This window comes from Kribbella sp. NPDC051620, from assembly GCF_044453825.1.
Classification (GTDB): domain Bacteria; phylum Actinomycetota; class Actinomycetes; order Propionibacteriales; family Kribbellaceae; genus Kribbella.
In genome coordinates this window covers 37863-50577 of record NZ_JBITDB010000008.1, presented here as the reverse complement: position 1 = coordinate 50577, position 12715 = coordinate 37863, and the positions used below count along the sequence as shown (strand labels likewise).

At 68.4% G+C, this 12715-nt stretch carries 13 protein-coding genes; 2 read left to right on the top strand and 11 right to left on the bottom strand.

All coding sequences use genetic code 11. The annotated features are described in order from the left end of the window. Positions 1–43 precede the first annotated feature (43 nt). The 3 genes from gatB to gatC are packed head-to-tail and all read right to left on the bottom strand — an operon-like array spanning position 44 to position 3349. Entirely contained in the window at positions 44–1546 is a 1503-nt protein-coding gene (gatB, locus tag ACIA12_RS35225; protein WP_396371646.1) for an Asp-tRNA(Asn)/Glu-tRNA(Gln) amidotransferase subunit GatB, read from the bottom strand. Further along, the gene (gene gatA / locus ACIA12_RS35220) at positions 1543–3048 is read right to left on the bottom strand and encodes an Asp-tRNA(Asn)/Glu-tRNA(Gln) amidotransferase subunit GatA (protein WP_396371645.1); all 1506 of its coding nucleotides are present in this window, start codon (positions 3046–3048) and stop codon (positions 1543–1545) included. The genes gatB and gatA overlap by 4 nt, the downstream gene beginning before the upstream one ends. 1 nt (position 3049) lies before the next feature. Continuing rightward, on the bottom strand, positions 3050–3349 hold the full coding sequence (gatC, locus tag ACIA12_RS35215) for an Asp-tRNA(Asn)/Glu-tRNA(Gln) amidotransferase subunit GatC (RefSeq protein WP_328326589.1): 300 nt from the start codon (positions 3347–3349) through the stop codon (positions 3050–3052). Positions 3350–3575: 226 nt separating this feature from the next. Here gatC and ACIA12_RS35210 point away from each other — a divergent pair, with 226 nt between their 5' ends. Continuing rightward, positions 3576–4220, top strand: coding sequence for an amino acid-binding protein (locus tag ACIA12_RS35210; protein ID WP_343963711.1), 645 nt, complete (start codon positions 3576–3578; stop codon positions 4218–4220). Between the two features lie 60 nt (positions 4221–4280). Here the strand turns inward: ACIA12_RS35210 and ACIA12_RS35205 are convergent, their stop codons facing one another. Both ACIA12_RS35205 and ACIA12_RS35200 read right to left on the bottom strand, forming a co-directional pair. Next, positions 4281–4505, bottom strand: coding sequence for a hypothetical protein (locus ACIA12_RS35205; RefSeq protein ID WP_396371644.1), 225 nt, complete (start codon positions 4503–4505; stop codon positions 4281–4283). A 6-nt stretch (positions 4506–4511) separates the two neighbouring features. Further along, positions 4512–5420, bottom strand: a complete 909-nt coding sequence (locus ACIA12_RS35200; RefSeq protein WP_396371643.1) for a hypothetical protein — start codon at positions 5418–5420, stop codon at positions 4512–4514. Between ACIA12_RS35200 and ACIA12_RS35195 the strand changes: the two genes are divergently transcribed. Further along, a complete protein-coding gene (locus ACIA12_RS35195; RefSeq protein ID WP_396371642.1) occupies positions 5385–6143 on the top strand; it encodes a hypothetical protein in 759 nt (252 codons plus the stop codon). The genes ACIA12_RS35200 and ACIA12_RS35195 overlap by 36 nt on opposite strands. Before the next feature lie 54 nt (positions 6144–6197). Here the strand turns inward: ACIA12_RS35195 and ligA are convergent, their stop codons facing one another. From ligA to ACIA12_RS35165, 6 genes are all read right to left on the bottom strand, one after another. Then, a complete protein-coding gene (gene ligA / locus ACIA12_RS35190; protein ID WP_396371641.1) occupies positions 6198–8327 on the bottom strand; it encodes an NAD-dependent DNA ligase LigA in 2130 nt (709 codons plus the stop codon). A 31-nt stretch (positions 8328–8358) separates the two neighbouring features. Further along, positions 8359–9366, bottom strand: a complete 1008-nt coding sequence (locus ACIA12_RS35185) for a methionine synthase vitamin-B12 independent (RefSeq protein WP_396371640.1) — start codon at positions 9364–9366, stop codon at positions 8359–8361. Beyond that, positions 9363–9599 (bottom strand): DUF1272 domain-containing protein, encoded by a 237-nt coding sequence (locus tag ACIA12_RS35180; protein WP_396371639.1) that lies wholly within the window; start codon positions 9597–9599, stop codon positions 9363–9365. The genes ACIA12_RS35185 and ACIA12_RS35180 overlap by 4 nt, the downstream gene beginning before the upstream one ends. 15 nt (positions 9600–9614) lie before the next feature. Further along, complete coding sequence (gene mnmA, locus ACIA12_RS35175; protein WP_396371638.1) at positions 9615–10703, bottom strand: tRNA 2-thiouridine(34) synthase MnmA; 1089 nt, start codon at positions 10701–10703, stop codon at positions 9615–9617. Further along, a complete protein-coding gene (locus tag ACIA12_RS35170) occupies positions 10703–11905 on the bottom strand; it encodes a cysteine desulfurase family protein (RefSeq protein ID WP_396371636.1) in 1203 nt (400 codons plus the stop codon). The genes mnmA and ACIA12_RS35170 overlap by 1 nt, the downstream gene beginning before the upstream one ends. Before the next feature lie 76 nt (positions 11906–11981). Further along, positions 11982–12638 carry a nucleotidyltransferase domain-containing protein gene (locus tag ACIA12_RS35165; RefSeq protein ID WP_396371634.1) on the bottom strand — a complete coding sequence of 219 codons (657 nt, stop codon included), beginning with the start codon at positions 12636–12638 and terminating at the stop codon, positions 11982–11984. Positions 12639–12715: the final 77 nt, after the last annotated feature.

Here is a 12715-nt window from a genome sequence, read left to right as displayed (position 1 = left end):
CTGAGGCCCACATGACGGATCTCAGCGCTGCCTCGGTGGAACGTCAGATGCCCAGGGTCGCGTTCAGGAGTTCGCGGACCTTGGCGGCGTCGGCCTGGCCTCGCATGTCCTTCATGACTGCGCCGATGAGGGCTCCAGCGGCGGCGGGCTTGCCGGAGTTGACCTTTTCGACGACGTCGGGGTTGGCGGCGATGGCTCGGTCGATGGCTTCCTGAAGGGCGGAGTCGTCCGAGACCAACGCGAGGCCGCGAGCGGCGATGATCTCGGTGACGGAACCTTCGGACTTGACCAGGCCGTCGAAGACCTCGCGAGCGAGCTTGTCGTTCAGCGCGCCTGCCTCGACGAGCTTCTGGACCTCGGCGATCTCGGCCGGCCCGACGCCGAGCGCGTCGACGTCCTTGCCGGCCTCGTTGGCCGCGCGGGCCAGCTCGCCCAGCCACCACTTCTTGGCCGCGGCAGGAGCGACACCCAGCGCGACGGTCTGCTCGATCAGGGTCTGCACGCCGCCGTTGACGACGTCGCGCATCTCCAGATCGGTGAAGCCCCACTCGGTCTGCAGCCGCAGCCGCTTGGCCGGTGGCGCCTCAGGCAGCGTCGCCCGGATCTCCTCGACCCAGTCGCGCGCCGGAGCAACCGGCACCAGATCCGGCTCCGGGAAGTACCGGTAGTCGTCGGCGTCCGACTTCTCCCGGCCCGAGGTGGTCACCCCGGTGTCCTCGTGCCAGTGCCGGGTCTCCTGGAGAATCTTGCCCCCGGCAACCAGTACGGCGGCCTGCCGGGTGATCTCGTAGGTGATCGCGCGCTCGACCGAGCGGAACGAGTTCACGTTCTTGGTCTCGGTCCGGGTGCCCAGCTGCGACGACCCGGACGGCTTGAGCGACACGTTGGCGTCACACCGCAGCGACCCCTGGTCCATCCGGACGTCGGAGACGTCCAGCGCCAGCAGCAGATCACGCAGCATGCTCACGTACGCCCGCGCCACCGCGGCCGCCTTGGCCGGCGGCACCTCGATCGTCTTGGTGACGATCTCGATCAGCGGGATGCCGGCCCGGTTGTAGTCGACCAGCGAGTGCGACGCGCCGTGGATGCGACCGGTCGCGCCACCCACGTGGGTGGACTTGCCGGTGTCCTCCTCCATGTGCGCGCGCTCGATCTCGATCCGGTACGTCTCCCCGTCGACGACGACCTCGGTCCACCCGTTGAAGGCGATCGGCTCGTCGTACTGCGAGGTCTGGAAGTTCTTCGGCATGTCCGGGTAGAAGTAGTTCTTCCGGGCGAACCGGCACCACTCGGCGATCTCACAGTTCAGCGCGAGGCCGATCTTGATCGCGGACTCGACCGCCCGCGCGTTCACCACCGGCAGCGCGCCCGGCAGGCCGAGGCAGACCGGGCAGGTCTGCGTGTTCGGCGGTGCGCCGAACTCGGTCGGGCAACCACAGAACATCTTCGACAAGGTGTTCAGCTCGACGTGGACCTCCAGGCCCATTACCGGGTCGAACTGCGCCAGGGCGTCATCGATGGACAGCACATCAGCAACCACAGTCATCGGGTGACCTCCAGCTCCGGAGCCTTCGACATCAGCACGCCACCCCACTGGTCGGCGTACGCCGACTCGAGCGCCGCCCCGACCAGGTAACACAGGTCGTCGCGCATCACCGGCGCCATCACGTGGAAGCCGACCGGCAGGCCGTCCTCGTCCGCGAGGCCGACCGGGAACGACGCGGCCGCGTTGCCGGCCAGGTTCGACGGGATCGTGCAGAGGTCGTTCTTGTACATGGCGATCGGGTCGTTCACCCGGTCGCCGATCGCGAACGCGGTGGTCGGCGTCGAGGGCGACACCAGTACGTCGACGTGCTCGTAGGCCGCGGTGAAGTCGCGGGCGATCAGCGTCCGCACCTTCTGCGCCTGGCCGTAGTACGCGTCGTAGTAGCCGCTGGACAGCGCGTGCGTGCCGAGCATGATCCGGCGCTTGACCTCGGGACCGAAACCGGCCTCGCGGGTCAGGCTCATCACCTTCTCGGCGTCGTTCTCGCCGTCGTCGCCGACCCGCAGGCCGAACCGCATCGCGTCGAACTTGGCCAGGTTGGACGAGGCCTCGCTCGGCAGGATCAGGTAGTACGCCGGCAGCGCGTACTGGAAGTGCGGGCAGGACACCTCGACCACCTCGGCGCCGAGCTTGGTGAGCAGCTCGACCGCCTCGTGGAAGCGGGCCTCGACCCCCGGCTGGTACCCCTCGCCACCGAGCTCCTTGACCACACCGATCCGCAGACCGGTCACGTCACCACGACGCGCGGCATCAACGACGGGCGGTACCGGCTGGTTGATCGAGGTGGAGTCCATCTCGTCGTACCCGGCGATCACCTCGTGCAGCAGCGCCGCGTCGAGCGTCGTCCGCGCACACGGGCCAGGCGTGTCGAGGCTGGAGGCCAGCGCGATCAGCCCGTACCGCGAGGTCCCGCCGTACGTCGGCTTCACGCCGACCGTGCCCGTGAAGGCGGCGGGCTGACGGATCGAGCCACCGGTGTCGGTGCCGATCGCCAGCGGCGCCTGGTACGCCGAGATCGCGGCCGATGAGCCACCACCCGAACCACCGGGGATCCGGTTGAGGTCCCACGGGTTGTGGGTCGTCCCGTACGCCGAGTTCTCCGTCGAGGAGCCCATGGCGAACTCGTCCATGTTGGTCTTGCCGAGGATGACGATGCCGGCCGCCTTGAGCCGCTTCACGACCGTCGAGTCGTACGGCGGCTTCCAGCCCTCGAGGATCTTCGAGCCGGCGGTCGTCGGGACGCCGTCCTGGGTCAGCACGTCCTTCAGCGCCAGCGGTACGCCGGCCAGCGGACCGAGCTCGTCACCCGCGGCCCGCCGGGCGTCGACGTCGGCCGCCTGGGCGAGCGCGCCCTCGGTGTCGACGTGCAGGAACGCGTGCACGGCGCCATCGGTCGCACCGATCCGGTCCAGGTGCGCCTGGGTGATCTCCACCGACGACGCCTGGCCCGAGCTCATCAGCTCGGAGAGCTCGACCGCGGTCTTCCGCGTCAGGTCGGTCATCTCATGCCTCCTCGGTCAGAATCCGCGGTACCCGGAAACGCTGCTCCTCGGCTGCCGGGGCGCCGGACAGCGCCTGCTCCGGGGTGAGGCAGGGGACGTTCACGTCAGGCCGCATCACGTTGGTGAGCGGCAGGGCGTGCGACGTCGGCGGGATGTCCTCGGCAGCCACTTCACTGACCTGGGCGACCAGGCCGATGATCTGCTCGAGCTGCGGAGCGAGGTGGTCGAGCTCGTCTTCGGTGAGCTCGATCCGCGCCAGCCGCGCCAGATGCGCGACCTCTTCGCGGGTAATCGATGGCATGAAGGATTCCAATGGTCTACAACGAGTTGCCGGCAGCGTGCGGCTCGCACCTACCTGTACGGACGCGGCCATCCTAGTGGGCCGTTGTGACACTTGTATTTCCGGTTTCCACAGGGTCATCCGTTCATCAGATGAGAGGGCCCGGCGTGTCACTTTGTTCCGCTCTGTAACATTGGCCGCGACAGGGCGTAACTTGGGTGGTATTCGGCTGGGAGATGATCGTTCGGTGTTCCTGCTGCGATTGATCATCCCGGACCGGCCCGGTTCGCTGGGCACCGTGGCAACGGCACTCGGCGAGGTGAGCGCCGACATCCACGCGATCGAGATCGTGGAGCACCGGCGCGAGAACGGCACCGCCGTCGACGACATCGTGGTCGACCTCCCACCGGGCGTGCTGCCCGACCGGCTGGTATCCGCCTGCAACGGCGTCCCCGACGTCGAGGTGATCTGGTTCTCCCGGTACGGCGCCGGCGGCGGCCTGCACATGGACCTCGAGGCCGTCGAGCAGATGACCTCGGCTCCGGCCGAAGCGGTCGACATCCTGGTCGAGCAGGCACCCGCGGTGCTGCACGCCGACTGGGCCGCGCTGCTGGACGGTACCGGCAGCGAGATCAAGGTCGCGCTGGAGACGAGCGCGACGCCCGAGTTCGGCGACCTGGGTGACCAGTGGCTGCCGCTGGAGAAGGCGACCACGCTGACCGCTCCGGACCACAAAGGTCTGGCCGAGTCGGTACTGGTCGCCGCGCCGCTGGAGTCCAACCGCCGGGTGCTGGTGATCGGCCGCCGCGGTGGACCCGAGTTCCTCGGCTCCGAGGTGGCCCGGCTGAGCTACCTGGCCAACCTCGCGGTCACCATCCGCGCCACCGCTTAGACCTGAGCATCAACGAAGAAGGGCCGCTCCGATCGGAGCGGCCCTTCTTCGTTGTCCGGATCAGTTGAACTTGAAATACCACAGCGTCCAGGCGCCGGCCAGCAACAGCAGCAGGATCACGCCGATGGCGGCGACGATCACCACCGTCTGGGTGTTGTCGCCGTCACGCTCCGGCAGGTCGAACTGGGTCGGCCCCCACGGACCGCCGCCGTCCACCCGGGACACCGACTCCGGCGGCGGCTTGGCCACCTGGGTCTCCGGCCGCTTCTCCGGGTTGGACTTCATCACACCTCACACGTAGTACGACTCGTACTTGATGCTGATCGACTGGGACGAGTAGTCGTCGTTGGCCGTGCCGGTCTGCTGAACCCGCCAGCCGGCCACATAAGCAGCGTACGGCTTCCCGTCGGTGTGTGCTTCGAGGAAGGTCTTGAGCGCAGCCACATCCGGGCCCTTGAGCACACCCATCGCATCGGCGACGGCGACCGGGAGGGCCGCCTTGACCTCGGCGGGGTCGCCCGACGCCTCGATGTCGAGCGAGCGGATCGCCTTGCTGCTGCCGCCGAGCGGGAAGATCCGCTGCGAGCCGGATCGGCCCAGGTCCTTGCGGCAGGCCAGCGTGCAGGCGTACTGCTTCGCCTTCAGCGCGGTGGTCATCTGCTCGACGGTGGTCGGGAACTCCTTGGTGGGCAGGTCGAACGACTCCATCCCGGACTTGCTGCCGGAGACCTGGACCGAGTCACCGTTGTTGAACAGGTTGAAGTCACCCCAACTGCCGGCGACCTTGGCGTCCTTCTGACCGGTCTTCACCGCTGCCTGGATCTTCGCCACGTCGCTGCCGCCGATGGTGTCGTTGCCGATCGCCTGCAGCGCCGCGTCGAAGGAGACCGCGGCGTTGTTGACGTTCTCCCGGTTCACCGACCGGATCAGCGTGCTGATGATCGTGCCGTCGGCCTGGAACTGGAAGATCACCTCGGCCTGGCTGACCTCGTCGAACTTGAAGCAGCCGCGGTGCGCGCCCTGGGCGCCGTTGAACAGATCACTGCACTGGAAACCGGCGTTCTGCAGCCTGTCGGTGGCACCTTGCGCCTGTCCACCGGCCACCGACTGGGTCGGCTGTGTGCTCGGGTTGGTCGTCGTCGTCTTGTCGTCGCCGCCGAGAAAGTGGATACCGAGGAACACCAGCAGGGCGATCACCACCAGGCCGATCAAGCTACCGCCGACCACCAGCGGCAGCTTGTCCTTGGAGATGCCGTCCCTCTTACGACCGGGCCCACCCTGCCAAGGCTGCTGCCCCTGCTGCCACCCACCCTGCGGCTGCTGCTGACCCCACGGCTGCTGATACCCACCGGGCTGCTGCCCGTACTGCGGAGGCTGACCCTGCTGCGGAGACTGCCCGTACTGCGGCGGCTGACCCTGCTGCGGAGGCTGCTGCCCGTACGGCGGTTGCTGCCCGTACCCCGGAGGCGGCCCCTGCGGAGGCTGGCCCTGCTGGGGAGGCTGCTGGCCGTACTGCGGCGGCTGACCTTGCTGCGGAGGCTGCTGACCCCAACCACCAGGCTGCCCACCCTGCGGGGGTTGCCCACCCTGCGGGTGAGGACCCTGCGAAGGCTGGCTGCCTTGCGGAGGTTGGCCACCCTGCGGAGGCTGGCTGGACTGGTGACCCCAGCCGCCGCCCTGCTGCGGGGGCTGACCATGCGGGGGCCCCGCCGGCGGGTACTGCTGTGCCGGCGGCTGGCCGCCCTGCGGAGGTTGGCCGGGCTGCTGGTTCCAGCCGCCATGCTGTGGCGGCTGGCCCTGCCCGGGACGACCACCAAGCGGTCGTCCTCCTTGTTGTCCGCCCGGCTGGCCCTCTGGCTGCCCAGGACCCCACGGTCCCTGTGGCGGCGTCGTCATAGCTGCTCCTTAGAAAACCACGTCTAGAAGGTGAAAACTAACAGTCGGACGGATCAGTGGAGCCGCTGGATCCGTCGACTGTCAGGCCTCTTCCGGCTCGCGATTCGTCGCCACCGCCGCAGCCGCCTCCGGCCCCTCGGTCAGCAGTACGACGAAGCCCGCCGCATCCAGAATCGGCACCCCGAGTTGCACCGCCTTGTCGTACTTCGACCCCGGCGCATCCCCCACCACCACGAACGAGGTCTTCTTCGACACCGACCCCGCGACCTTGCCGCCGCGCGACACGATCGCCTCGGTCGCCTCGTCGCGGCTGTACCCCTCGACGGTGCCCGTCACCACGACGGACTGGCCGGTCAGCGTCTGCTCGACGGTCGGCCCGGTCCGCACCTGCCGCAACTCGACGCCGGCTTCCTTCCACTTCCGGACGATCTGCTGATGCCAGTCGATCCCGAACCACTCGATCACCGCATGCGCGATGGTCGGCCCGACCCCCTCGATCTGCGACAGCTCCTCCTCCGAGGCCGCCTCGATCGCATCGATGTCGTCGTACGCCGCCGCCAGCGCGGCCGCCGCGGTCGGACCGACATGCCGGATCGACAGCGCGACCAGCCCACGCGACAACTGCTGAGTCTTGGCTTGCTCCAGATTGGTGAGCAACTTCGTGGCGTTGGCGGACAGCGCACCGGCCTTGGTGGTGAAGAACGAACTGGTCGCCAGATCTTCCGCGGTCAGCGAGAACAGATCCCCTTCGTCCGCGATCAACTCACTGCTGATCAGGGCATCGGCAGCCTTGAAGCCCAGCACCTCGATGTCAAAGGCAGACCGCCCCGCCAGATGGAACAGCCGCTCCCGCAACTGCGCCGGACACGACTGAGAGTTGGGGCAACGAATGTCGATGTCCCCTTCCTTCATCGGCCGCAGCGTCGTCCCGCAGGACGGGCACTCGGTCGGCATCCGGAACGGGTACGCGTCCTTGGGCCGCAGCTCCATCACCGGCCCGAGGATCTCGGGAATCACGTCGCCGGCCTTGCGCAGTACCACGGTGTCGCCGATCCAGACGCCTTTGCGCTCGACCTCCTGGCTGTTGTGCAGGGTGGCGAACTCGACGGTCGACCCGGCCACCCGGACCGGCTCCATCACGCCGTACGGAGTGACCCGGCCGGTACGCCCGACGTTCACCTTGATGTCGAGCAGCTTGGTGGTGACCTCTTCCGGCGGGTACTTGTACGCGATCGCCCACCGCGGAGCACTCGACGTCGAGCCGAGCGCGCGTTGCAGATCGACCTCGTCGACCTTGACCACCACGCCGTCGATCTCGTGGTCGACCGAGTGCCGGTTCTCCCCGTAGTACGCGATGAACTCGTTGACCTCGTCCAGGGTCGTCACCCGGCGGGCGCGGTCGCTGACCGGCAGACCCCACTCCTTCAGTTGCTCGTACGCCTCCGAGAGGCGGTGCACGTGATAGCCCTCGACCTTGCCGAGACCGTGTACTACGAAGCGCAGCGGGCGACTCGCGGAGACGCGCGGGTCCTTCTGCCGCAGCGATCCGGCCGCACTGTTGCGCGGGTTGGAGAACGGGTCCTTGCCTGCCTCAACGAGTTGCGCGTTCAGCTCGGTGAAGTCCTCGACCCGGAAGTAGACCTCGCCCCGCACCTCCAGGAAGGCCGGCGGGTCGTCGGTCTTCAACTCGTTCGGGATCGAGTCGATGGTGCGCGCGTTCAGCGTGATGTCCTCGCCGGTGCGGCCGTCGCCGCGGGTGGCGCCGCTGACCAGCCGGCCGTTCTCGTAGACCAGGTCGAGTGCCAGGCCGTCCACCTTGAGCTCGCAGAGGAACCCGCTCTCGTGGATCTGCGCGACGGTGACCTCACGCTCCAGCCGCTTCGCCCACGCCTCCATCTGCTCGGCGGAGAAGGCGTTGCCGAGGCTCTCCATCCGTTGCGGGTGCTCGACCGCGGTGAACAGCGTCGAGATCGGCACGCCGACCTTCTGCGTCGGCGAGTCCGGCGTCTGCAGCTCGGAGTACTGCTCCTCGATCCCCTGCAGCTCGTGCATCAAGGCGTCGAAGTCCGCGTCGGAGATGGTCGAGGTCGCCATGTAGTAGCGGAACCGGTGCTCCTCGATCTCCCGGCTCAGCTCGGCATGCCGCTCCCGCACCTCCGGCGGCGCGGCAGGCTGGTCGGCGGCACTGGTCTCGGGAATCTCCGTACTCATAGACCGAACTTACCGCCAGCCAGGGACATTTCTAGGCCTCTGCGGCGTCTCCTACTACTTGTGCCGTACGACCGAGAAGTTCGAGCCGTGACCGGGCGTCCGATGGTGACGTCGAGCCCGCGAGGCCACACGCTGGGGTGATCACGACGTCGACCAGTGACTTCTGGGCCAGGCCGATCTCGTGCCAGCGACGGGTCAGGAGCGCCGCTGCCTGCTCAGCCTTTGGCACAGGTCCAGTGGTCGGTACTACGCCCGCATACAGCGTCGTCCCGTCCTCCACTGCGAAGGCAATCTGCTCCCAGGCGGCATCAGTCAGCAGGGACACGTCCACTGCTACTCCCCCGGCCCCGGACTTCCGGAAGACCTCAATGGGCGGGCGTGCGGCACAGCAGTGGACCACTGTGATCGCAGGCGCTGCAGCCTCGATCACTCGGCTCAGTAGATCTACAGACCCCGGCCCGTCGACAGAGCGGTGCTTACCCCACCCACTGGCAGTAGGCACAGCCCCAGCCAGTACTGCGGGCAGCCCCGGCTCATCAAGCTGCACCACAAGCGAGGCCCCCGGCACCCGTCGCCGAAGGTCAGCAATGTGGTCCTGCAGCCCATAAGCCAACGCCTCGGCCAGATCGCGCCGAGCACCGTGATCCGCGAGCACCTTGTCGCCACGAGGCAGCTCGACCGTCGCAGCGAGTGTCCACGGCCCGGTCACCTGGAGCTTCAGCGGGCCGGTGTACCCATCCGCCAGCTCCTCCAGGACATCCAGGTCCTGCAGCAGCAAGGACCGAGCCCGTCGCTGATCAAGGCTCGCCCGCGGGTCGTTGCCACCCGTCAAGCGCCAGCCAGCCGGCTGCAGATCCATAGCCAGCGACGTCACCACGCCAGCGGCCCGGCTCACCATGTCGGCGTACGGGCGGGCCGGCAACTCGGGCAGGAACGGGATCGTCACCCCCTCCAGCACGTACTTGGTCCACTCGCGCACGTCCTCGCCAGGCAGCGAGCCCATCGCAGTGGTCGCCGCTGGGCCGAAGGGACTGCTCACGTGGTGTTCCTGTTCCTCTGGAGATATCTGGCGATGCGGCCGGGGGTACGCGAAGCGATAGCGGAAGCACCTGTAGTGCGGGTCGGCCGCCTGACCAGCTCGCCGCCGCAGTTGGGACAGACATGCGCCATCGCCTCAGAGCACTCCGGGCAGAAGGTGCACTCGTAGCTACAGATCACCGCATCGGCCGTAGGACCGAGTTGCGCGGCACAGCGCTCGCAGGTGTCCTTCATCCGCAGCACGGGAGATCAGACCTTCTGCGTTGCGCGCTCGACCGAGTCGATGGTGGCCGACCCGATCACCCGGGTGCCGTCGTACAGGACGACTGCCTGGCCGGGGGCGACGGCATCGGCGGGCTCGTCGAAGGAGACCAGCACCTGGTCGCCCTCGAGCCGTGCAGTGACGGCGATCTCCTCCCCGTGCGCCCGCAGCTGAGCCTTGACATGCATCGTCGACGTCGGGACCGGGCCGCACCAGCGCGGGTTCGACGCAGTGAGGCTCTCGACCGCCAGCTCCGCCCGCGATCCGACCGTGACGGTCCGCTCGACCGGGGAGATGTCCAGCACGAAACGCGGCTTGCCGTCGGCTGCCGGCGTACCGATCTTGAGGCCCTTGCGCTGGCCGACGGTGAAGCCGTGGGTGCCCTTGTGCTCGCCGAGCTTGTTGCCCTGGGCGTCGACGATGTCACCGGGCGCCTCGCCGAGCTGCTTGGCGAGGAAGCCGGGGGTGTTGCCGTCGGCGATGAAACAGATGTCGTGGCTGTCGGGCTTGGCCGCCACCGACAGCCCGCGACGCTCGGCCTCGAGCCGGATCTCGGTCTTCGGAGTGTCGCCGAGCGGGAAGAACGCGTGCTTGAGGTGCTCCTGGGTCAGTACCCCGAGCACGTAGGACTGGTCCTTCGCCGGATCGACCGCGCGGTGCAGCTCACGGCCCGCCGCGGTCTCGACGATCTGCGCGTAGTGCCCCGTGGCGACGGCGTCGAAGTCCAAGGCCAGGGCCCGCTCGAGCACCGCGCTGAACTTGACCTTCTCGTTGCAGCGCAGGCACGGGTTCGGCGTACGGCCTGCTGCGTACTCCGCGACGAAGGGCTCGACCACATCGGCGTGGAACCGCTCGGCCAGGTCCCAGACATAGAACGGGATCCCGATCACGTCGGCGGCGCGGCGGGCGTCACGGGAGTCCTCGATGGTGCAGCAACCGCGGGCGCCACTGCGGTACGACTGGGGGTTGCGGCTAAGCGCCAGGTGCACGCCGACCACGTCGTGCCCGGCCTCGGCCATCCGCGCCGCGGCGACGGCGGAGTCGACCCCGCCGGACATGGCTGCGAGTACCCGCATCAGTGGTTCCTTCCTACGTTCTGCAATCCGGCGGACATCGCCCGCTCGACCACGGGCCCGATGTTGTCCAGTACGGCGTCCACGTCGGCCCGGCTGGACGTGTGCCCCATGGTGAAGCGCAAGGACCCGCGGGCCCGCTGATCGTCGTACCCCATCGCCAGCAGCACATGGCTGGGCTCGGCGACACCCGCGTTGCAGGCTGACCCCGTAGAGACCTCGATGCCGCGCGCGTCGAGCAGCAGGAGCAGCGAGTCGCCCTCGCAGTCCTTGAACGACAAGTGTGCGTTACCCGGCAAGCGGTGCACCGGATCACCAGACAGCATCGCGCCCGGGACCGTACTGGTGATGCCCTCGATCAGGGCGTCGCGCAGAGCTGTCAGCCGCGCGCCGTGCTCGGCCTGATGCTTGACGGCATGCTCGATCGCCGCCGCGAACCCGGCCGTCGCCGGGGTATCCAGGGTGCCCGAGCGGACGTCGCGCTCCTGCCCACCGCCATGCACGATCGGCGCCAGCTTCGTCTCCTTGTGGACGACCAGCGCGCCGATCCCGAACGGACCGCCGACCTTGTGCGCACTCACCGTCATCGCGTCGACACCCAGCTCGGCGAAGTCCACCGGCACCTGCCCGACCGCCTGGACGGCGTCGGTGTGCACCGGGATCGCGTACGGCTTGGCGAGCGCGGCGACCTCCCGGATCGGCTGCAGCGTGCCGACCTCGTTGTTGGCCATCATCAGCGTGACGAAGGACACGGACTCGGGGTCCTTCTCGATCGCCCGCTGGACGTCCTCGGCCCGCACCCGGCCCAGCTCGTCGACCGGCAGCCACTCGATCTCGGCGCCCTCGTGTTCCTCGAGCCAGATGGCCGGGTCCAGTACCGCGTGATGCTCGATCCCACTCAAGAGGATCCGCCGCCGACGCGGGTCCTCGGCCAGCCGGGCCCACCACAGCCCCTTGAGTGCGAGGTTGTCCGCCTCCGTACCGCCCGAGGTGAACACCACCTCGCTCGGCTGGGCACCCAGCGCCTCCGCGATCGTCTCCCGCGACTCCTCGACGGTACGCCGCGCGGCCCGCCCGGACCCGTGCAACGAGGACGCGTTGCCCGTACGCCCGAGGTGGGCAGCCATCGCCTCGATCGCCGCGGGAAGCATAGGTGTCGTCGCGGCGTGATCGAGATAGACCGTCCGACGGCCTGAAGAGGTCATAACACCCTCAAGAGTAAGTCCTCGCCCCTTGTTCCCGAATTGCGCCGTTTATTCCCGATCGCCCCGATTGTTTTGCTCAGCCGCCGCGGATCTGCTCCAGCCAGGCGTGGTCGGGGTGCAGGTGGTGAACCATGTCGGCCAGCCAGCTGCGCCTGGCCGCTCCCAGCAGGGGCAGTGCGGCGGCCAGGTCGGCGCGATCCTTCGGACGGTTCCCCTGGGCCTTGTAGGCGAGCGCCATCTCCGGATTGACGTAGCGGATGCCGTCGTCGGCGACCCAGGTCACCTCGTCGAGCGCGTAGTCAAGGGACGGATCGCGGCGGAACACCCAGCGCCCGTCGCGATCCGGGTTCAGCACCACGTCGTACTTCCAGGGCGCCAGCGCGTGCTCGCGCAGCCATACCTGGTCCGCGTCGTCCGGTATCACCGGCCGCTCGGGTGAGAGCGGGGAGAGCTTGTGACTCCCGGCCGACCAGACGTGGTACCGGCCGTCCGCGTACCTGACCAGCTCCGGCACATGACGCCGCCAGAACGACACGTCGAGATCCTCGTGCGGCCGGGAGACACCGGTGAACGTTTCGACGGCCCAGCCGCCCGCGACCCACCAGTCCAGCCCGAGTCCGCCGAAGAACTCGACCGCCTCTTCCCGGGTGGCCGGTTCCACCGGTCCGTACAGGCGCTGGAAGGCCAGTTCCTCGGGGTCCAGGCCGTCGGCGTACCAATACGTCTGCTCCATCGTCCGATCCTGACACCTCGTCGGTCCGGACGAAATCGGGCCGGTCAGTTGTCGGTTGCGACGAATACTCCGGCGGC